This window comes from Janthinobacterium sp. 1L-D-8-B-C4, from assembly GCF_057291295.1.
Genome location: NZ_JBXAVX010000002.1, coordinates 144,831 through 164,313, shown reverse-complemented (window position 1 = coordinate 164,313; position 19,483 = coordinate 144,831). Strand labels below are relative to the sequence as shown.

The 19,483-nt window shown below is 59.8% G+C and carries 18 protein-coding genes; 14 read left to right on the top strand and 4 right to left on the bottom strand.

Annotation, left to right across the window (positions count from 1 at the left end):
* Positions 1-47: 47 nt before the first annotated feature.
* Positions 48-929 (bottom strand): alpha/beta fold hydrolase, encoded by an 882-nt coding sequence (locus AC0Z42_RS03805; RefSeq protein ID WP_485466915.1) that lies wholly within the window; start codon positions 927-929, stop codon positions 48-50.
* 281 nt (positions 930-1,210) lie between these two features.
* On the opposite strand from AC0Z42_RS03805, the gene AC0Z42_RS03800 reads away from it, so the two are divergent.
* Entirely contained in the window at positions 1,211-2,512 is a 1,302-nt protein-coding gene (locus tag AC0Z42_RS03800) for a dicarboxylate/amino acid:cation symporter (RefSeq protein WP_485466914.1), read from the top strand.
* Positions 2,513-2,712: 200 nt separating this feature from the next.
* Positions 2,713-3,129, top strand: a complete 417-nt coding sequence (locus AC0Z42_RS03795; RefSeq protein ID WP_485466913.1) for a DoxX family protein — start codon at positions 2,713-2,715, stop codon at positions 3,127-3,129.
* 49 nt (positions 3,130-3,178) lie between these two features.
* On the opposite strand, the gene AC0Z42_RS03790 is transcribed toward AC0Z42_RS03795, so the two are convergent.
* On the bottom strand, positions 3,179-3,829 hold the full coding sequence (locus tag AC0Z42_RS03790; protein ID WP_485467309.1) for a CoA transferase subunit B: 651 nt from the start codon (positions 3,827-3,829) through the stop codon (positions 3,179-3,181).
* 20 nt (positions 3,830-3,849) lie between these two features.
* Positions 3,850-4,551, bottom strand: a complete 702-nt coding sequence (locus AC0Z42_RS03785; RefSeq protein WP_485466912.1) for a CoA transferase subunit A — start codon at positions 4,549-4,551, stop codon at positions 3,850-3,852.
* Between the two features lie 169 nt (positions 4,552-4,720).
* On the opposite strand from AC0Z42_RS03785, the gene AC0Z42_RS03780 reads away from it, so the two are divergent.
* Positions 4,721-5,287 carry a LuxR C-terminal-related transcriptional regulator gene (locus AC0Z42_RS03780; RefSeq protein ID WP_485466911.1) on the top strand — a complete coding sequence of 189 codons (567 nt, stop codon included), beginning with the start codon at positions 4,721-4,723 and terminating at the stop codon, positions 5,285-5,287.
* A gap of 6 nt (positions 5,288-5,293) precedes the next feature.
* On the opposite strand, the gene AC0Z42_RS03775 is transcribed toward AC0Z42_RS03780, so the two are convergent.
* On the bottom strand, positions 5,294-6,070 hold the full coding sequence (locus AC0Z42_RS03775; RefSeq protein WP_485466910.1) for an SDR family oxidoreductase: 777 nt from the start codon (positions 6,068-6,070) through the stop codon (positions 5,294-5,296).
* A gap of 249 nt (positions 6,071-6,319) precedes the next feature.
* Between AC0Z42_RS03775 and AC0Z42_RS03770 the strand changes: the two genes are divergently transcribed.
* The 11 genes from AC0Z42_RS03770 to AC0Z42_RS03720 all read left to right on the top strand — a co-directional run bounded on the left by AC0Z42_RS03770 (position 6,320) and on the right by AC0Z42_RS03720 (position 19,287).
* Positions 6,320-7,996 carry an electron transfer flavoprotein-ubiquinone oxidoreductase gene (locus AC0Z42_RS03770; RefSeq protein ID WP_485466909.1) on the top strand — a complete coding sequence of 559 codons (1,677 nt, stop codon included), beginning with the start codon at positions 6,320-6,322 and terminating at the stop codon, positions 7,994-7,996.
* Positions 7,997-8,152: 156 nt separating this feature from the next.
* Positions 8,153-10,831 carry a tetratricopeptide repeat protein gene (locus AC0Z42_RS03765; RefSeq protein ID WP_485466908.1) on the top strand — a complete coding sequence of 893 codons (2,679 nt, stop codon included), beginning with the start codon at positions 8,153-8,155 and terminating at the stop codon, positions 10,829-10,831.
* Complete coding sequence (locus AC0Z42_RS03760) at positions 10,828-11,970, top strand: DegT/DnrJ/EryC1/StrS family aminotransferase (RefSeq protein ID WP_485466907.1); 1,143 nt, start codon at positions 10,828-10,830, stop codon at positions 11,968-11,970. The genes AC0Z42_RS03765 and AC0Z42_RS03760 overlap by 4 nt, the downstream gene beginning before the upstream one ends.
* Positions 11,967-12,641: an acetyltransferase gene (locus tag AC0Z42_RS03755; RefSeq protein ID WP_485466906.1), complete on the top strand. Its 675-nt coding sequence runs from the start codon at positions 11,967-11,969 to the stop codon at positions 12,639-12,641. The genes AC0Z42_RS03760 and AC0Z42_RS03755 overlap by 4 nt, the downstream gene beginning before the upstream one ends.
* A gap of 2 nt (positions 12,642-12,643) precedes the next feature.
* On the top strand, positions 12,644-14,197 hold the full coding sequence (locus AC0Z42_RS03750) for a class I adenylate-forming enzyme family protein (protein ID WP_485466905.1): 1,554 nt from the start codon (positions 12,644-12,646) through the stop codon (positions 14,195-14,197).
* A 1-nt stretch (position 14,198) separates the two neighbouring features.
* Positions 14,199-15,350 (top strand): Gfo/Idh/MocA family protein, encoded by a 1,152-nt coding sequence (locus AC0Z42_RS03745; RefSeq protein WP_485466904.1) that lies wholly within the window; start codon positions 14,199-14,201, stop codon positions 15,348-15,350.
* Between the two features lie 21 nt (positions 15,351-15,371).
* Entirely contained in the window at positions 15,372-15,614 is a 243-nt protein-coding gene (locus tag AC0Z42_RS03740) for a phosphopantetheine-binding protein (RefSeq protein WP_485466903.1), read from the top strand.
* 51 nt (positions 15,615-15,665) lie between these two features.
* Entirely contained in the window at positions 15,666-16,766 is a 1,101-nt protein-coding gene (locus AC0Z42_RS03735; RefSeq protein WP_485466902.1) for a class I SAM-dependent methyltransferase, read from the top strand.
* A 24-nt stretch (positions 16,767-16,790) separates the two neighbouring features.
* Positions 16,791-17,387 carry a tetratricopeptide repeat protein gene (locus AC0Z42_RS03730; protein ID WP_485466901.1) on the top strand — a complete coding sequence of 199 codons (597 nt, stop codon included), beginning with the start codon at positions 16,791-16,793 and terminating at the stop codon, positions 17,385-17,387.
* A 23-nt stretch (positions 17,388-17,410) separates the two neighbouring features.
* Complete coding sequence (locus tag AC0Z42_RS03725; RefSeq protein ID WP_485466900.1) at positions 17,411-18,931, top strand: O-linked N-acetylglucosamine transferase, SPINDLY family protein; 1,521 nt, start codon at positions 17,411-17,413, stop codon at positions 18,929-18,931.
* Positions 18,928-19,287: a class I SAM-dependent methyltransferase gene (locus AC0Z42_RS03720; protein ID WP_485466899.1), complete on the top strand. Its 360-nt coding sequence runs from the start codon at positions 18,928-18,930 to the stop codon at positions 19,285-19,287. Before AC0Z42_RS03725 ends, AC0Z42_RS03720 begins: the two co-directional genes overlap by 4 nt.
* Positions 19,288-19,483 lie beyond the last annotated feature (196 nt).

Genomic DNA, 19,483 nt, shown 5'->3' with positions numbered 1-19,483 from the left:
TCTGTTTGTTTCAAAATCGTGTTGCAAAATCGGTAGAACGCTGCCTGTTACTTGTTCAGCAAAAACTTTCGCACGATGGCGATCTGCTCGTCGTGGATAAAGGTGGGCGCATGGCCGACGCCGGCAATTTCCACCAGCTGGGCCTTCGGGCCACGCTGCAACATGGCTTGCGCCGTGTCGTGTGTCAGCAGGTCCGATTCGGACCCGCGCACCAGCAGGGTCGGGCAGCGCACGGCATCGTAGGCGGCCCACAGCATGGTCTCATCGCGGGCGGCAGACTCCGGCGTGGCCGAACGGAACGGCAGCGCCAGGCCCATATCGTAATGGCGGCGCCAGTAGCCGTCCTTGTCCTGGCGCAACACATCCAGCGCCAGCTTATGCCATTCCGCCTCGGTGTGCGGGCCGAAACTGGCCGACACGGCGCGCACAAAAGCAGCGCCCTGTTCGAACGTATCGAAGCGCAGGTCCTGGCCGATATAGTCGCCGATGCGCTGCAAGGCTTCCGGCGCCAGGGTCGGGCCGATATCATTGAGGATCAACTTGCTGACCGGGCTGTGCGGTAAGGACGCCAGGCCCAGGCCGATCAGCCCGCCCATCGAAGTGCCGAACCAGTCCACCGTCTGCCGTTCGCCATTGGCCAGCACGCGCGCCAGCAGGGTCACCATGTCGCTGACATACTGCGGCACGCGGTAGAACTCCGGGTTGGCCAGCCAGCCGGAACGGCCGCGCCCGACCACGTCGGGGCAGATCACGCGGTAGTCGCTGGCCATGGCCTGCGCCAGGCTGTCGAAATCGTCGGCCACGCGCGTCACGCCATGGGCGCACACCAGCACGTTCGGGTTGTCGGGCGCACCCCATTCTTTATAGGACATGCTGTGCAGGCCGGCCGGGGAAATGCACTGGACGGTACGGATACGGGCTTCGATCATGCTAATTCCAGGTGGTGGTATCGATGGAAAAACAGCAGCGCGCCGTACCATGTGCCGGGTGCCGCGCGCAAGCTTCTGGCGAAGTGTAGCGCAGCACGGGCAATGCTCCAAGCGCACGGCTGAATCGATCTAATTTTGCTGCGGTGCAACATGTGCAGCACCACCTTTTCCTTCTTAAATACCCGATATACAAAATGTGCATATCTGCGGTTATCCACAATTGAGCGGGCGATCCATTGCGCGGATGATCGCATCCATCAACCCGCAAGAGGAGACTTTCCGTGAAAAAACCATTCTATAAAATCCTGTATGTACAGGTGCTGTTCGCCATCGTGGCGGGCGTGCTGCTGGGGGTGTTCTATCCATCGAACGCCGTCGACATGAAGCCGCTCGGCGATGGCTTCATCAAACTGATCAAGATGATCATTGCTCCGGTGATCTTCTGTACCGTGGTATCCGGCATCGCCGGCATGCAGGACGTCAAGAAAATCGGCCGTGTCGGCGGCAAGGCACTGCTGTACTTTGAAGTGGTCTCCACCTTTGCACTGGCCATCGGCTTGCTCGTTGCCAACATTTTGAAACCGGGCGCCGGCTTCAACGCCGATCCGGCCCACCTCGATGCCAAGTCGATTGCGCAATACACGCATGCCGAAGGCCTGACCACCACCGACTTCCTGATGAATATCATCCCGAAGACCTTCGTTGATGCGTTTGCCAAGGGCGACATCCTGCAAGTACTGCTGATCGCCATCCTGTTCGGTTTCTCGTTGTCGCTGCTGGGCGAGCGCGGCCGTCCGGTTACCAAGCTGATCGACGAACTGTCGCATGCCATCTTCGGCATGGTCAACATCATCATGAAAGTCGCTCCGATCGGCGCTTTCGGTGCGATGGCTTTTACCATCGGCAAATACGGCCTGGCTTCGCTGATCCCGCTGGCTAAACTGATGGGCTCGTTCTACCTGACCTGCTTCCTGTTCGTGTTCGTGGTACTGGGCCTGATCGCCAAATACACGGGCTTCTCGATTGGCCGCTTCCTGTTGTACATCAAGGAAGAACTGCTGATCGTGCTGGGCACCAGCTCGTCGGAATCGGCGCTGCCGGCCCTGATGAAAAAACTCGAACGCCTGGGCTGCTCCAAGCCGGTCGTCGGCCTGGTGGTTCCTACCGGCTACTCGTTCAACCTGGACGGCACCAACATCTACATGACCATGGCCGCCCTGTTCGTGGCGCAAGCCACCAACACCGAGCTGACCATCTGGCAGGAGCTGACCATCCTGGGCGTGGCGATGCTGACCTCGAAAGGCGCCTCCGGCATCACCGGCGCCGGCTTCATCACCCTGGCCGCCACCCTGGCCGTGGTGCCGACGATCCCGGTGGCCGGCATGGCGCTGATCCTGGGCATCGACCGCTTCATGAGCGAATGCCGCGCGCTGACCAACTTTGTCGGCAATGGCGTGGCCACCATCGTCGTGTCGAAATGGGAAAAAGAACTGGACATGGACAAGCTGCACAGCGAGCTGGCCCATCCTACCCACCCTGCCGATGACGTGCTCGTCACACCCGCAGTCAGTATCGTGAAGTAATCCTTCACCCACCAAAAAGCCCCGCCGAGTAATCTGCGGGGCTTTTTTTCATGCTCATCATCAACATTGAGCAAATGATGCATCAACATATGACAGGATGATCAACCAATAAAAAATGTTTACAGTTGAGCCATTCGTCGGCAAGCTCATGCAATTGCCAGCATGCCACCGGCTCATCTCACCTTTGAATGGAGTTCGCCATGTCTGCCACCCCCTCTTCCGCCTTGCTCGCCACCTGGACCCCGCGCCTGCTGGGCATCTTGCGCATCATCACTGGATTTTTGTATCTGCAGCACGGCACGGCCAAGCTGTTCGGCGCACCGCACGTGGCCATGTTCGATGGGCTGCAAGTATTCTCGCTGATGGGCGTGGCGGGCATACTGGAACTGTTGGGCGGCGCCCTGTTGCTGCTGGGCCTGTTCACGCGCCCGGTCGCCTTTGTTCTGTCCGGCCAGATGGCGGCCGCCTACTTCATGGCGCATGCGCCGCAAGGCTTCCTGCCGATCCTGAACGGCGGCGAACTGGCGGTGCTGTACAGCTTCCTGTTCCTGTATTTCGCCGCAGCGGGCGGCGGCGCGTTCAGCCTTGATGGACTGCGCGGCAAGGCGCGCAGCTGAAAAAAAGGCGGGCATCGCTGCCCGCCCTTGTATTTACCGACAGCGCCGCTTAAACAGCCGACACATCCAGTTCCGCGCCGGTGGCGGCCTGGATTTGCTCCTTGCTGACGCCCGGCGCCAGCTCGACCAGCTTCAGGCCGTTTTCCGTGACATCGATCATGCCCAGGTCGCTGATAATGACGTCAACCACGCCCACGCCGGTCAGCGGCAGGTCGCATTGCTTGAGCAGCTTGTGCGAGGTGGTGCCGTCCTTGGCGGTGGCGACGTGTTCCATCAGCACCACCACCCGCTTGACGCCGGCCACCAGGTCCATCGCGCCGCCCATGCCCTTGACCATCTTGCCCGGAATCATCCAGTTCGCCAGGTCGCCTTTTTCCGACACCTGCATCGCGCCCAGGATGGCCAGGTTGATCTTGCCGCCACGGATCATGCCGAAGGAATCGGCCGAACTGAAGTAGGCAGCGCCCGGCAAGGCCGTGACGGTCTGCTTGCCGGCGTTGATCAGGTCGGCATCGACTTCGGCATCCAGCGGAAACGGGCCGATGCCCAGCAAACCATTTTCCGACTGCAGGAATACTTCGATATTGTCCGGCACATAATTGGCCACCAGGGTCGGCAAGCCGATGCCCAAGTTCACATAAAAACCGTCCTGCAATTCTTTTGCGGCACGCGCCGCCATTTCATCTCTGGTCCAAGCCATCATTATCTCCTTGTTCTTTTTTATGCTTCGGTACGCACGGTGCGCTGCTCGATGCGTTTTTCCGGCGTGGCGTTGACCACGATGCGGTGCACGAAAATGCTCGGCGTATGCACGTCGTCCGGGTCGATCTCGCCCACTTCGACCAATTTTTCCACTTCGACGATGGTGATCTTGCCGGCCATCGCCACGTTCGGATTGAAGTTGCGCGCCGTCTTGCGGTACACCAGGTTGCCGGCGCGGTCGGCCATATAGGCCTTCACCAGCGACACATCGGCCACCAGACTATGTTCCATCACGTATTGTTCGCCGTCGAATTCACGGATTTCCTTGCCGTCGGCAACGATGGTGCCGACGCCGGTCTTGGTAAAAAAGGCCGGAATGCCGGCGCCGCCGGCGCGCAGTTTTTCCGCCAGCGTTCCTTGCGGCGTGAATTCCAGCTCCAGTTCGCCAGCCAGGTACTGGCGCGCGAATTCCTTGTTTTCACCGACGTAGGAGGCGATCATTTTCTTGATCTGGCGCGTGGCAAGCAGCTGGCCCAGGCCGAAGCCGTCGACGCCGGCGTTGTTGGAAATGGCGGTCAGGTTCGTGACGCCCGAATCACGCAAGGCGCCAATCAGGGCTTCAGGGATGCCGCACAGGCCGAAGCCGCCGACGGCGATGGTCTGGCCGTCCTGGACGATGCCTGCCAACGCCGCAGCGGCGTCAGGATAAACTTTATTCATGGGTGTCCCTCTGGTGTGTTTGAGTTTATTGTGAAATTCTTTGCGGCATCTTGGCACGGATCGCTGACGCCTGCAGCAACTGAGCATAAAATACGCCGGTCGAAAGTACAATACCGTAGAACTACCGGCGCCGTGCCACCAGTCCACCTGCGAGAGTGAAGCCCATCCGATGAATGCCGTACCCGCCGTCGACTATGAAAGCATCTTCCTGCACGCGCCGGTCGGCATGTGCATGTCGGAGCACCGCGTCATGCGCAGCTGCAATGAAGCGCTGGCAGACATGTTCGGCTACACGCGCACCCAGCTCGACGGCAAGTCCTTCGAAGTACTGTACCCCACCCACGATGAATTCCTGCGCACCGGTGAGCGCATTATTCCCATCATGAACGCCAGGGGCCGCTATTCGGACGAGCGCATCATGCGCCGCGGCAACGGTGAATTGTTCTGGTGCCATGTGACGGGCCACGCCATGCTGCCGGGCCAGCCATTGGGGGCCGGCATCTGGACGTTCGAGGATGTCAGCGAAAAGCGCCCGGTAACGGCGCAGCTGACGCCGCGCGAGCGCGAAATCGCTGCGCTGCTGGTGGAGGGCAAGACCAGCAAGCTGATCGCGCGCCAGATCGACCTCAGCCCCCGCACGGTGGAAATGCACCGCGCCAAGCTGATGCGCAAGTTTGCCGCATCGACCTCGTCGGAGCTGGTGCACAAGCTCGTCGGGCTGAAGTGGCAAGCCTAGATTGCCTCAGAAGGCTGTCATGCCGCCGTCGGCCGAGATAATCGCGCCATTGATGAAGTGCGAATCTTCGCCAGCGAGCAATAACAACAAACCGTCGAGGTCTTCCGGCTTGCCCGGCCGTTTGTTCGGCAGCATCTGGATCAGCTTCTTGCCCTGCTCGGTGGCAAAATAATCCTCGTTGATCTCGGTCGAAATATAGCCCGGACAAATGGCGTTAGTATTGATGCCATACTTGCCCCATTCAGCCGCCATGGCGCGCGTCATGTGCACCATGCCGGCCTTGCTCATGCAATACACGCCGATTTGCGGCAGTACCTGCAGGCCCGCCATCGAGGCGATATTGATAATGCGGTGCTGTTTTTTCGGGTCGCCCTTGGCGCGCGCAATCATGCGCTTGGCCGTTTGCTGGGCCACGAAGAACGAACCGCGCAGATTGGTGTCCATCACGAAGGAATAATCTTCGGGCGTGACGTCAACCAGGCGCTGGGTGGTCGATACGCCAGAGTTGTTGACCAGGATGTCGATCGGCCCCGCCTCGGTTTCCGCGTGGGCGATGGCCGACTTGATGCTGGCAAAGTCGGTCACGTCGAGCGCCACCACATGCGCGGCGCCGCCATCGGCTTCGATCTCGGCACGCAGTTCTTTCAGGCGCTCGGTGCGGCGCGAGGCCAGCACGACCTGGGCGCCGGCCTGCGCCAGCACTTTCGCAAAGCGTGCGCCAAGGCCGCTGGAGGCGCCGGTAATCAGGGCAATCTTGCCCTCGAAATTGACTTCTATGCCCACGAGCTACTCCTATTCTATTTGAACAACACTTTGCCGCTGGCATAGGCAACAGGACAACTTCCTGCGAGCCACGGCTGGGCTAAAGTAAACGCCATCATTACACAAAATGCCCTGAATTTGATTGCGGCGAGGGGCATTGTCACGCAAAATGGCGCCAAAGTTGCAATCCGCGCGAAAAACAAGCACACTCGTGCTTAAATTTCCCCGCGATTGCCTACACACCGAATTCAGTAACCATAAAACGAGACCATGACACAGCCTAATAACTTAGTTGAACAATACGGACCGCGCGAAACCATGGAATACGACGTGGTGATCGTCGGCGGCGGCCCCGCCGGCCTGGCCGCAGCCATTCGCCTGAAACAGCTGGCCGCTGAAAAAAGCCAGGAAGTGTCGGTCTGCGTGCTGGAAAAAGGCGGCGAATTGGGAGCCCATATCCTGTCGGGCGCCATCATGGACCCGAAAGCGTTGACCGAACTGATCCCGAACTGGAAAGAACTCGGTGCGCCCTTGAACACGGCCGTGACGGAAGACCGCATCCTGTTCCTGACCGAAACCAAAGCCTATAAAACGCCGAACTTCGCCGTGCCGGCCTGCTTTGAAAACCACGGCAACTACATCGTTTCGCTGGGCAATGTGGTGCGCTGGCTGGGCCAGCAGGCGGAAAACCTGGGCGTGGAAATCTTCCCGGGCTTCCCTGCCGCCGAGATCCTGTACAACGACGACGGCTCGGTGAAGGGCGTGGCGACCGGCAACATGGGCGTCAAGCGCGACGGCGAGCCGGGTCCCGATTTCCAGCTGGGCATGGAATTGCACGCCAAGTACACCTTGTTTGCCGAAGGCGCGCGCGGCCACCTGGGCAAGCAGCTGATGGCGAAATACGACCTGAACGCGGGCAAGGACCCGCAATCGTACGGCATCGGCATCAAGGAACTGTGGGAAATCGATCCGGCGCAGCACCAGCCGGGCCTGGTGATCCACTCGACCGGCTGGCCGCTGGACGCGAAAACCTATGGCGGCTCGTTCCTGTATCACCTGGAAAACAACCAGGTAATGGTCGGCTACGTGGTGGGCCTCAATTACGAGAACCCATATTTGTCGCCATATGAAGAGTTCCAGCGTTATAAAACCCATCCGGAAATTCGCAAGTTCTTCGAAGGCGGCAAGCGCATCTCGTACGGCGCGCGCGCGATCACGGCCGGCGGCCTGCAGTCCTTGCCGAAGCTGGTGTTTGCCGGCGGCGCGCTGATCGGCTGCGATGCGGGTTTCTTGAACATGAGCCGCATCAAGGGCAGCCACGCGGCCATCAAGAGCGGCATGCTGGCGGCCGAAGCGGCGTTCGGCGCGCTGGGCGAACAGCGCCAGCACGACGAACTGGCCAGCTACCCGGTAGCGTTTGAACAATCCTGGCTGCATGAAGAGCTGCATGTGGCGCGCAACGTCAAGCCATGGCTGTCGAAAGGCCTGTACCTGGGCAGCCTGATGACGGGCATCGACCAGATCATCTTCCGCGGCAAGGCGCCGTGGACCCTGCACCACACGCATGGCGACCACGAATGCCTGAAGCCTGCCGCGCAGTCGAAAAAGATCGTGTATCCGAAACCGGACGGCAAGCTCACTTTCGACAAGATGTCGTCGGTGTTCATTTCGAACACCAACCACGCCGAAGACCAGCCGATCCACCTGACGTTGAAGAACGCCAGCGTGCCGGTCGACGTCAACCTGGCCACGTATGCGGGCCCGGAAGCGCGCTACTGTCCGGCCGGTGTCTACGAATTCGTGAAAAACGACGACGGCGCCGAACGCCTGCAGATCAATGCGCAAAACTGCGTGCACTGCAAAACCTGCGATATCAAGGACCCGACGCAAAATATCGTCTGGGTCACGCCTGAGGGCGGCGGCGGGCCGAATTACCCGAATATGTAAGCACTGTCGCAGCAAGCTGCGGTAACATGGCGTGGACACCTGATGGTCTCCACGCCATTTTTCGTTGCGGCCCGTGATCGGACTCCTGCAGAACAGTTTCTCGATTGCACTGCTAACAGTTACAATTCACACTCGCCACCATTCCATCGCCCAGTCATGCACGCCAACGATATTGCCGCAGTCCCACTCAGTGCCGAGCAGCAACCCTCGCAACAGGACCTCGATCAACTCGTGGCGCTGTACGAGCGCGGCGATGCCGTACAACTGGAAAGCGCCACGCGCGCGCTGCTCGATCGCCATCCGGCGTCGGCCTTCGCCTGGAGCGTGCTGGCGGTGGCTTTGCAATCGCAAGGCCAGGACGCCCTGCCCGCCCTGCTGAAAACCGTCGAACTGGCGCCGGACGATGCCGAATCACAGCTGCATCTGGGCAATGCCTATCTGGCCAGCGGCCAGCTTGAGCTGGCGCAGGCCTGCTTCATGCGCGCGCTCGAGATTGCGCCAGGCTTTGCCGAGGCCTTGAGCCGCCTGGGCGATGTGCTGCAGGCGCAGGGCCATTTGAAGGAAGCCGGAGAGTGCTATCGCGGTGCGCTGGAGTTGGAACCAAAGCTGGCCATGGCCCACTTGGGCAAGGGCGATATCCACTACGCGCAGCGGCAATTCCAGCTTGCCGAAGCAAGTTACCGGGAAGCCTTGGCGCTCGCACCAGATGCTTCCGAGCTGCACCGCAAGCTGGCCGACATCAGCGTGGAAATGAATCGGCCCGAGCAAGCCATCGAGCGTTATGGCGCAGCCTTGCTGGCTGATCCTGCCAATGCCATGGCACACGGTGGGCTGGGCAATGTGTTATTCAGGCTAGGCCGCCACCAGCAGGCGGAAGCCAGCTATCGCGCCGCTACCGGACACACCACGGCAATTGCTGCGCATCACCATGGGCTGGCTCGCAGCCTGCATGCGCTGGGCCAGACCGAAGCGGCTGAAGCGGCATACCGGCACGCCATCGAAATGGACCCAACGGTTGCCGCGCCGATGCTGCACTTCGCCGATCTGCTGCGCGAAACCCGCCGCAAAGAAGTAGCGATTGCCGTCTACCGGGCGGCGCTGTTGCTGGAGCCCGGCAATATCGATACGATAAACAATTTGGGCATGGCGTTGCAGGAAGACGGCCAACTGGATCAGGCACTGGCTTCGTTTCAGCAAGTGCTGGCCATCGCGCCCGAGAATCCGATCAGCCATAATAATATCGCTGCCATCCTGAATGCCATGGGCCAGCCGGAGGCGGCTTTGGCAAGCTCCCGGCGCGCCGTGAAACTGGGTCCCAAAGTGGCTTCCACACATTTCAACCTGGCCACCTGCCTGATGGAAGCGGGACGCTTGAGTGAGGCCCTGGGGAGCTTTGAAACGGTGGTCAAGCTGGAGCCGGACAACCGCCGGGCGCATGTCAACATCGGCTCCACCCTGGTCAGACTGGGTCGCATCGACGACGCAATCAGTCACATCCGCACTGTGCTCAAGGTTCATCCGGACTGGCATGAACAACACAGCAACCTGCTGTTCAACCTCACACATAGCCCGAACGTGAAGGCCGCCGACCTGTTTGCTGAACACTTGCACTACGCTGAGCAATTCGAAACTCCGCTGCGCGCATCCTGGCCGCAACACAGCAATGTGCGGGACCCCGAACGGCGTCTTCGGATAGGCATCGTTTCGGCAGATCTGTACAACCACGCCGTGGCCAGTTTCATTACGCCCGTACTGGAACACCTTGCCGACTCGCCACGTCTGGAAATGGTGGCCTACGCCAACAGCTTCCATGATGATGTGGTCAGCCGGCATTTGCACGGTCTGTTCAGCATCTGGCGCCAGGTCGAAAAATTGACCCATGGGGAGCTGGCCCAGTTAGTCGCCAGCGACAAGATCGACATTTTGATCGACCTGTCGGGGCATACCGGCTTCAACCGCTTGCCAACTTTTGCGCGCAAGCCGGCGCCGGTGCAGTCGAGCTGGATCGGCTATCCGGGTACCACCGGGCTGCAAGCGATGGATTACATCCTGATGGACCGCCACTTTCCACCGGTCGGCGCCATCGATGCGCAATTTACCGAGAAAATAGTGCGCCTGCCTGCTACCGCACCGTTTCTTGCGTCGCCCGAAGCACCGCCGGTCAGCCCTGCGCCGGCGGTCAGCAACGGCTATATTACCTTTGGCAGTTTCAACCGCGCCGGAAAAATAAATCGCGAAGTCATCGCGCGCTGGTCCCGCTTGTTACACCTGGTGCCCGGCTCGACCATGTTGCTGGCCGCCATGCCCAACACGCAGACCAGCGACAAGCTGCGCTCCTGGTTCGTCAGCGAAGGCATTGCGGCCAGCCGCCTGACATTTCATGGCTACACCAATCTGCACGATTACCTGGCGCTGCACGGCAAGGTCGATGTGTGTCTCGACACCTATCCCTACACCAGCGGCACGACCGGCTTCAATGCCATGTGGATGGGCGTGCCCACGCTGACGATGGTGGGCGACACCTTGCCCGGTTATGTTACCGCCTCCATCTTGGCAAACGCAGGGCTGACGCAATTCATCGCCAGCGACGAAGCCGACTTCCTGGAAAAAGGCCGGCTGCTGGCCACCGATGTCGAGGCCCTGAACTCACTGCGCCTGGGCATGCGCGAACGCATGCAACAATCCCCGAACGGCCAGCCAGCGCTGATCGCCGCTGCCTTCGAGAGTGCGCTGCGCAGCATGTGGCAGCGCTGGTGCGCCGGCCAGGCGCCAGCAGCTTTCGCAGTCGACACCGCCGACGTCGTCGTCCGGCCCCAGAAAGCACCCTTGCCATGAGCGAAGAAGAAAAAAATCCCCCGATCTACGTTACCCAGCCGGTCCTGCCGCCATTACAGGACTTCATTCCCTATCTTGAGCAGATCTGGAGCAACAAGATACTGACCAATGACGGCCCGTTCCACAAGCAGCTCGAACAGGCCATGGCGCAGTATCTGGGCGTCAAATACATTTCGCTGTTTTCCAATGGCACGCTGGCGCTGATGACGGCCTTGCAGTCCTTGCGCATTACAGGCGAAGTCATCACGACGCCGTATTCATTCGTGGCAACGGCGCATTCCCTGCTGTGGAACAGCATCAAGCCGGTGTTTGTCGATATCGAACCCGATACCTTCAATATCGATCCGAAAAAAATCGAAGCGGCAATCACGCCGCAGACCACCGCCATCATGCCGGTACACTGCTATGGCCGGCCTTGCAATGTGGCGGCGATCGAAGAAATTGCAGCCAATTATGGCCTGAAGGTCATTTACGACGCTGCGCATGCCTTCGGCGTTCGCCTTCAAGGCGAAAGCCTGCTGACGCATGGCGATTTATCCGTGCTGAGCTTTCACGCCACGAAAGTATTTAACACTTTTGAAGGCGGCGCCATCGTGTGCAGTGACGCAAAAATGAAGCGCCACATCGATCACCTGAAAAACTTCGGCTTTATCGACGAAGTGACGGTGGTGGCAGCCGGCATCAACGGCAAGATGAACGAAGTCAGCGCAGCATTTGGCTTGTTGCAGCTGAAAAACATTGATGACGCACTGCAGGGCCGCTTGCAGATCGCGCAGCGTTATCGCGCGCAGCTGGCGCCGGTAACGGGTATCGTCTGTCCGCCCGATGCACCGGACACACTGCCCAACCATTCCTATTTTCCGATACTGGTGCAGGCGTCGTATCCGATATCGCGCGATGCGCTGTACCAGCAACTGCGCGATGCGGGCATTTTCGCCCGGCGCTATTTTTACCCGCTGATCAGCGATTTCCCCATGTACCGCAACATGCCCTCGGCCGCGCGCGCCAATTTGCCGTTCGCCGCCGACATGGCAAGCCAGGTCATCTGCCTGCCGATCTACCCGGACTTGCAGGCAACACAGCAGGCGCGCATCGTTGAGATTATCCGCCAGGGTCAGGCGAATGGCAGCCCGGCATGAAAACCATTATCTATGGCACCGGGGCCATCGCCCGACTGTTATTTTCCTATGCGCGCCACAGCATGGATATCGTTGCCTTTACGGTCGATGACAACTGCATGAGCGGCGATGCAGGCAGCTTCCTGGGCTTGCCGCTGCTGCCCTTCAGCCAGGTCGAGCAGCATCTGGCGCCAGCCGATCACGCTATCCTGATTGCCGTTGGCTTCCTGGAAATGAATGCCCTGCGCGCCCGCAAGCAGCGTGAAGCGGAAGAAAAAGGCTATCACCTGGCCAGTTTCGTGCACGAGTCCGTAATACGCCATGATGAGGTGGTGTTCGAAGACGGCTGCATCGTGCTTGACCATGTGTCGATTCATCCGGGCAGCCGTATCGGGCGTGGCACATTCATCTCCAGCAACGTCAATCTGGGCCACGACTGCCAGCTCGGCGCCCATGTCTGGATCAATGCCGGGGTGTCGATCGCAGGCGGCTGCGAGATCGGCGAGGCATGCTTTTTTGGCGTGAATTCGTCTGCGGCGCATGGGCTGCAGATCGGCGCCCGCAATTTCATTGCCGCCAACACCCTGATCAACAAGAATACGCTCGATGACCAGGTCTATCTGTCCGAAGCAGGCCAGCTGTTCCGTCTGAAGAGCAAATCATTCCTTCAATTTTCCAGCATGCTGGGATAACCATGACGCAAATTCAGCAACCGGATGTGGCAACCATCAGCCGCATCTTCTTCGCTCACGCCGCCGCCACGCCGGACCAGCTGGCCATGTCCTGCGATGGCGTCGATACCAGCTATGCGCAGCTGGCGCAGCTGGTGTGCCGCTGGTCGAATGCGATGGCGGCACATGGCGTGCGGCGTGGCGACCAGATCGGTGTCATGCTGCCCAACACGATCGAATTCGTCGCGCTGATACTGGTTGCGGCCGACCTGGGCGCCGGCCTGGTTCCCATCAGCACAGGCTTGCCTGCGCCAGCCGCACTGCATGCGTTCCAGGCCGGCCAGGCCAAACATCTGGTCGCGACTGCCGGCCAGATCGCAGCGCTGCGCGCGGAAAGCGCCAGCGCTGCCTTGGGCGGTTTATGGCTCAGCATTGACGACGCTGGCGCCGGCGCGCTGGCGTTGTCCGACCTGCTGCAGACGGCGCCGACCGACGCGGCGCCGCTGTTTGCCGGTCGCGGCGAGGACGCCCTGATCCTGACCATGACTTCGGGTTCGACCGGCCAACCGAAACCGATCGTGCTGACGCAGAACACCAAGCTGAACCGGGTACGCGCGGCAGTTCAGCTGTATGGCGTCACGGCGCAGGACCGCACGCTGGCGGCGACACCGCTGTATCACTCGCTGGCCGAGCGGCTGGTACTGCTGCCCTTGCTGACCGGCGGCAGCGGCATCCTGATGCAGCATTTTTCGGTCGATGCCTGGCTGCGCTGCGTACAGGCCTACCAGGTCAGCTTCACGATAGCGGTGTCGTCACAGTTGAAGCAGATCGCCGCGCACATGGCGCAAGGAGAGCATGACGTTAGCAGCCTGCGCTGCATCGTGTCGTCCTCGGCGCTGCTGGAAAACGCCGTCAAGGCAGACTTGATGGCGCGCTTTTCGTGCGACTTCCACGAATGCTACGGGGCCTCGGAAATTGCCATCGCCACCAATCTCGACGGCCATGCAGCGCGCGACAAAATGCAATCGGTCGGCCGCGCCGCGCCTGGTGTCGAACTGCGCATCCTGGGCGAAAACGACGTTGAGCTGCCGCCAGGCGAAGCGGGCGAAATCATCTGCAAGACCAGCATGCTGTTTGGCGGCTATTTCCAGTTGCCCGGCCTGACGGCTGCGGCCATGCACGGCGACTACTTTCGCACCGGCGACCTGGGCCGGCTTGATGCAGACGGCTTCCTGTATTATCTCGGGCGCAAGAAGGACCTGATCATCTCGGGCGGCATCAATGTCTACCCCGCCGATATCGAGGCGGCGATTGCCACCCACGGCGCGGTACGGGAAAGCGCTGCCTTTGCCTTTCCCGATGCGCGCCTGGGCGAGGTGGTGGCCGTGGCGCTGGTGCCGAACGACGCAGCCAGCTTCGACCTGCGCCAGCTGCGCTTTCACTGCGCCCACCTGCTGGCCGACTTCCAGCAGCCGCGCCGTTTTTTCATCGTCGAGCAGCTGCCCAGGAACAGCATGGGCAAACTGATGAAATTTCAGCTGGTGCAAACTTACGCCAGCCCAACACCACAGGAATAACATGGAACCTACTCTCCCAGAACCTGCTGCACCGCTGCGACTGGCCTTTATCGGCGGCTCGCGCAGTTCGGCGGTCGGCTATTCCCATTTTGTCTCCAGCGCCATGGATGGCTTGTGGCAACTGGTGGCCGGCTGCTTCAGCCGGCATGCCGCCTCGAACCAGGAAAGCGGCCAGATCTATGGCGTCGATCCCGGGCGCATCTACGCAAACTGGCAGCAATTGCTGGCCGCCGAACAAGGCCGGATCGATGCGGTGGTGATCCTGACGCCGACGCCCTCGCATGTCGACAGCGTGCTGGCCTGCATGCGCGCCGGCATTGCGGTAATCTGCGAAAAGTCCCTGGCCGTCAGCAGCGAACAGGCGCGCCAGATTATCGCGGTGCGCGACGAGCACCGGGCTTTTTTGGCCGTGACCTATAACTATGCCGGCTACCCGATGCTGCGCGAACTCGAGCGCAAGCTGCGTGATGGCAAGCTGGGCAAGATCCTGCACTTCCAGGCAGAAATGCCGCAGGAAGGCTTTGTCCGTGTCGATGCAAGCGGCAACAAGCCAACGCCGCAGGCATGGCGCCTGGCCGATGGCGCCATCCCTACCCTGCACCTGGACCTGGGCGTGCATCTGCACCAGATGGTGTCGTATCTGACGGGCCAGAAACCGATCGAACTGGTTGCCGATCAAAATCATTATGGCTGGTTTGACGGCGTCGTCGACAATGCCGGCTGCCTGTGCCGCTATCAGGGCAATATCCAGGGACAATTCTGGTTCAGCAAGTCGGCGCTCGGCCATCGCAATGGCTTGCGCATACGCATCTATGGAGATCTTGCCAGCGCCGAGTGGTTCCAGGGCCAGCCCGAAGAACTGATCTTCTCGCACCTTGATGGACGACGCGAAATCATCGACCGCGCAGGCCAGGTCGAAGTCACCAACGCCTTGCGCTACAACCGTTTCAAGGCCGGCCACCCGGCAGGATTCATCGAGGCGTTCGCCAATTTGTACGGCGATATCGCCACTGGCGTACGCCAGTTCCGGCAGGGCCAGCCGTGGCAAGGCGGCGCGGTCTATGGCGCCGAACTGGCGCTGGAAGGCATGCATTTCCTGGAGGCCATGGTCGCCTCTTCACAAAGCCGCCGCTGGGAAACCATCGCGACCTGACCCTATTTAGAAAGCAACACCATGCAAGATGACATCCGCACCTTCATCCTGGCCCTGCTGGCCCGTAAATCACCGCTGCCGGTCAACTTTGATGACGACAGCGATTTTCTTGCCGCCGGCATTATCGATTCGATGGCCGTCATCAAGTTCATCCTGGAGCTCGAATCGAGGTTCGACATTGCGCTCGACGACGACGATATCGCATCGGCGCAGTTTCGCTCGGTGCGCGGCCTGGTCACCCTGATCGAACAAAAACTGGCCTGACACGCCGCCGTGCCGCCTTCACGCTGTCCCCCACCCAACCAGGATTTCCCCATGCCAGCCTCCCCCAATGCCGTCAACAAGCCGGTCCTGATCTTCCCTGCCGGCGTGCCGCGCTCGCTTGAATACCTGGATCGCTGCAAACGCGACGGCCAGGCAGTCATCGGCTCGTCTTCGCTCGCCTATGACGTGAGCAAGGCGCAGTACCCCGAGTGGGCATTCCTGCCCTATGTCAACGATCCCGGCTTCCAGCATGCGCTGCAGACCTTGATCACCGAACGCGGTATCGCCGGCATTTATACGCCCAATCCGGTGGTGTGGAGTTACCTGAGCGAAGTGCTCAAGCAGATGCAGCCACAGGTCAAACTGGTCAATCCATCGCCGGTGCACGACGAAATGAGCGGCTACCGGGCGGCGGTGGCACATGCCCGCAAGACCTTGTCGACGCCATTGTCGATCGCCTCCGAGATCAACGGCAAGCCAGCCTTGTCCGAACTGGAACTGGCGACACTGTTCCGTCATGGAAATATCATTCCCGGCATGTGCGACAATCAGAAAGTTAGCGCCCTGTACGAAATTGCCCGCCACAGCGTGCCGGGCGATGTCGTCGAAATTGGCAGCGCCTGGGGCAAGTCGGCGTTTATCCTGGCGCGCCTGGCCCGTCTGTATGGCATCGGCAAAACCTTGTGCATCGATCCGTGGCACAGTGAATATCTGGTGCAGAACGATGATGGCGGACTGGTTGACAGCTGTATCGACGACTACGACTTCGACGAGGCGTTGCGTGTGTTTGAAATGAATCTGCTTCCCTACAGCAACAACGACATCAACTATCTGCGCATGCCCTCGGTGGCAGCGGAGCAACACTACAGCCTGAAAACGCCGGTGCATAGCCCTTCGTTTGGCAGCACCGACTATGCCGGAGGCGTTGCCTTGTTGCATATTGACGGCAACCATGCCTACGAAGCGGTGCGATCCGACATTACCGCCTGGGCCAGGCATGTGGTGGCCGGCGGCTGGATCATCATTGACGATTATGTGTGGCCGTATGGCGACGGACCGCAGCGCACCGGCAATGAATTCCTGGCACAGCAGCGCGAACGTATCAGCTGTGCCTTCGTCATGGGCACCGCCCTGTTTTTGCAGATGCGCTGATCAGCCCAGCAGTTACCATCGCCGATGGCAAACCTTTCCTACCGTATTCCCATGCCCATACAGCCAACATCAATATTTCCATCCGCTTCCGAATCACTGCAAAAATATAGCCCATACGCCTTGCCGGTCCCCGCCACAGTGCCAGCGGCCAAGCTTACAAGCACCATGCCCGCCAAGGCTGGCGCGTACCGCGATCTTGGCCAACGCTTACAGGATGCCGGGCAATACAAAGAGGCCGAGGCAGCCTATCGACGCGCCATCGAACTGGCTCCGTTCTCGACGGCGGCATTGTCGCAGTTAGCAATATTGATGAAAGTTTGCCAGCGCGACGAGGAAGCGATCGCAGCCTATCAGGCAGTATTACGTATCGAACCGCAAAATGCCACGGCGCACAATGAGTTGGGTATTCTGCTGCAAGCGGCAGGCAGGCTCGATGAGGCGCTTGTCGCCTATCGAGAATTGCTGCGGCTGATACCTGACGCCCACGTCGCCTACAACAATATTGGTTCGGTATTGCAAATACAAGAGCATTTTGAAGCCGCCATGGAGCAGTATCGGCGAGTGCTGGAAATAGCGCCGACTTTGCCTTTGCCCATTGCAACCTCGGTACCTGCCTGTTGAACATGCGACGGACCGAAGAGTCCTTGCCATGGCTTGCCAGCAGCATCAAACTTGATCCGAAGCTGCAACTGGCCCATTACAACCTGCTTGCAGGCCTGATCGAATTGGGGCGTACCGATGAGGCGCTCGCGGTATGCCGTCATGCCATCAAGATCTATCCGCAGTGGAGCGTCATGCACAGCAACCTGCTGTTTATCTTGTCGCATGGCGCCGGCATCGGCGCCAATGAGTTATTCAAGGAGCATCAACGCTTCGGGCGGCAATTAGAAAGGCCCTGGCTTGCCAAGCGGACGAAACACGCCAACGAACGCGATCCCAAGCGCGTGCTGCGCGTTGCCTTTGTCTCGGCCGACTTGTATAACCATGCAATGGCCAACTTCATCACGCCGGTGCTGGAAAACCTGGTCGATGCGACGGGCCTCGAACTGTACATCTATTCTAACAACCGGGTGAATGATCACATCACGGCCCACCAGCGCAAATTGGTCATCAATTGGCAAGATATTCAACGGTTTTCTGATGACGAGTTTGCGCAACGCATCGCAACCGACAGCATCGATATCCTGATCGACCTGTCCGGCCACTCCGCCCACAACCGCCTGCCCGTCTTCGCGCGCAAGCCTGCGCCGCTGCAGCTTTCCTGGCTCGGTTATCCCATGACGACCGGCATGAAGGCAATGGACTATTATTTAAGCGACCCTTTTTTATCGCCACCCGGCTTGCTGGACGATCAATTCACTGAAAAATTGCTGAATCTGCCCGCCGGGGGCGTCTACCTGCCGGCCCAAGACGTGCCGCCGGTGGCCCCGGCGCCGGCCAGCGTGAATGGTTACCTCACCTTCGGCAGTTTCAACCGCTCCAACAAATTGAGCCCCAGCTTGCTTGCACGCTGGGCCGCATTGCTGCGCGCCGTGCCGGACGCAAAAATGGTCGTGGCCGCGATGCCGGACGAACAGACCATCGCGATGATACGAGACTGTTTTGCCAGCGAAGGAATCGCGCCGGAACGACTGAGCTTTCATCAGCGCACCGGTGTACGCGCGTACATGGAGCTGCATCGCCTGGTTGACGTCTGCCTCGACACCGCTCCCTATCCGGGCGGCACGACGACCTATAACGCCCTGTGGATGGGGGTTCCGACATTGACGATGACGGGCCCTACCCTTCTCAGCAGGATCGGGGCGATGATTGCCAAACACATGGGCCTGCATGAATACATTTCGCATGATGAGGCTAATTTTGTGCGCAAAGGCGTGGCGCTTGCCGCCGATATCAGCCAGGTGATCGATCTGCGCGGGAAACTGCGCGCGCGTTTTGCCGGGTCGCCACTGGGCCAGCCAGCGCTGATCGCCGCAGGGCTCGACAGCGCGCTGCGCGTCATCTGGCAACGCTGGTGCGCGGGGCTGGCACCAGTCGCATTTAGTGCCGATGCGACGCAAAGTTCACTCAGCCAGCGCGCGACAAGCAGCAAGGCGTTGCACACTGTCAATGCCGATGCCGCCATCATTACGACTATGACGAAGTACTGCACGTTTTTGAGATGAGTTTGCTTCCTTATAGTAATGGCGATATCAATTATCTGCGCCTGCCGTCCACTGCGCCTGCCCGACACTATGCGGCACAACGCGTCGTGAGTACGGCAAGTTTCGGCGACACCATATATAGCGGCAAGATTGCCTTGTTACATATAGATGGCAACCATAGCTATCAAGCAGCACGCGATGACGTGCATACATGGAGCGGCCATGTCGTGCCGGGTGGCTGGATCATCATCGACGATTACGTGTGGCCTTATGGCGATGGACCACGGCGGGTGGGGGATGAATTTTTGGCAGAGAACCAAACGCGTATCAGTTCGGCTTTTGTCATGGGAACGGCACTTTTTTTACAGATAAGCTAAAGCACCGGCTTGCACGGCCGGGTACATCGCAGATGGATTCAACCTGCGATCGCCGTCAGTTCAACCTGATTCTCAAAAGCCAGAAGCCGTACAGTCTATCGTGGGCTTCAAACATGCTAACTTTCCGAGTAATCGTTACCGGTTACAATCCCTGCCAATACAGCCTCCTACTATTTTCCATGTCAGCTACTTTCCA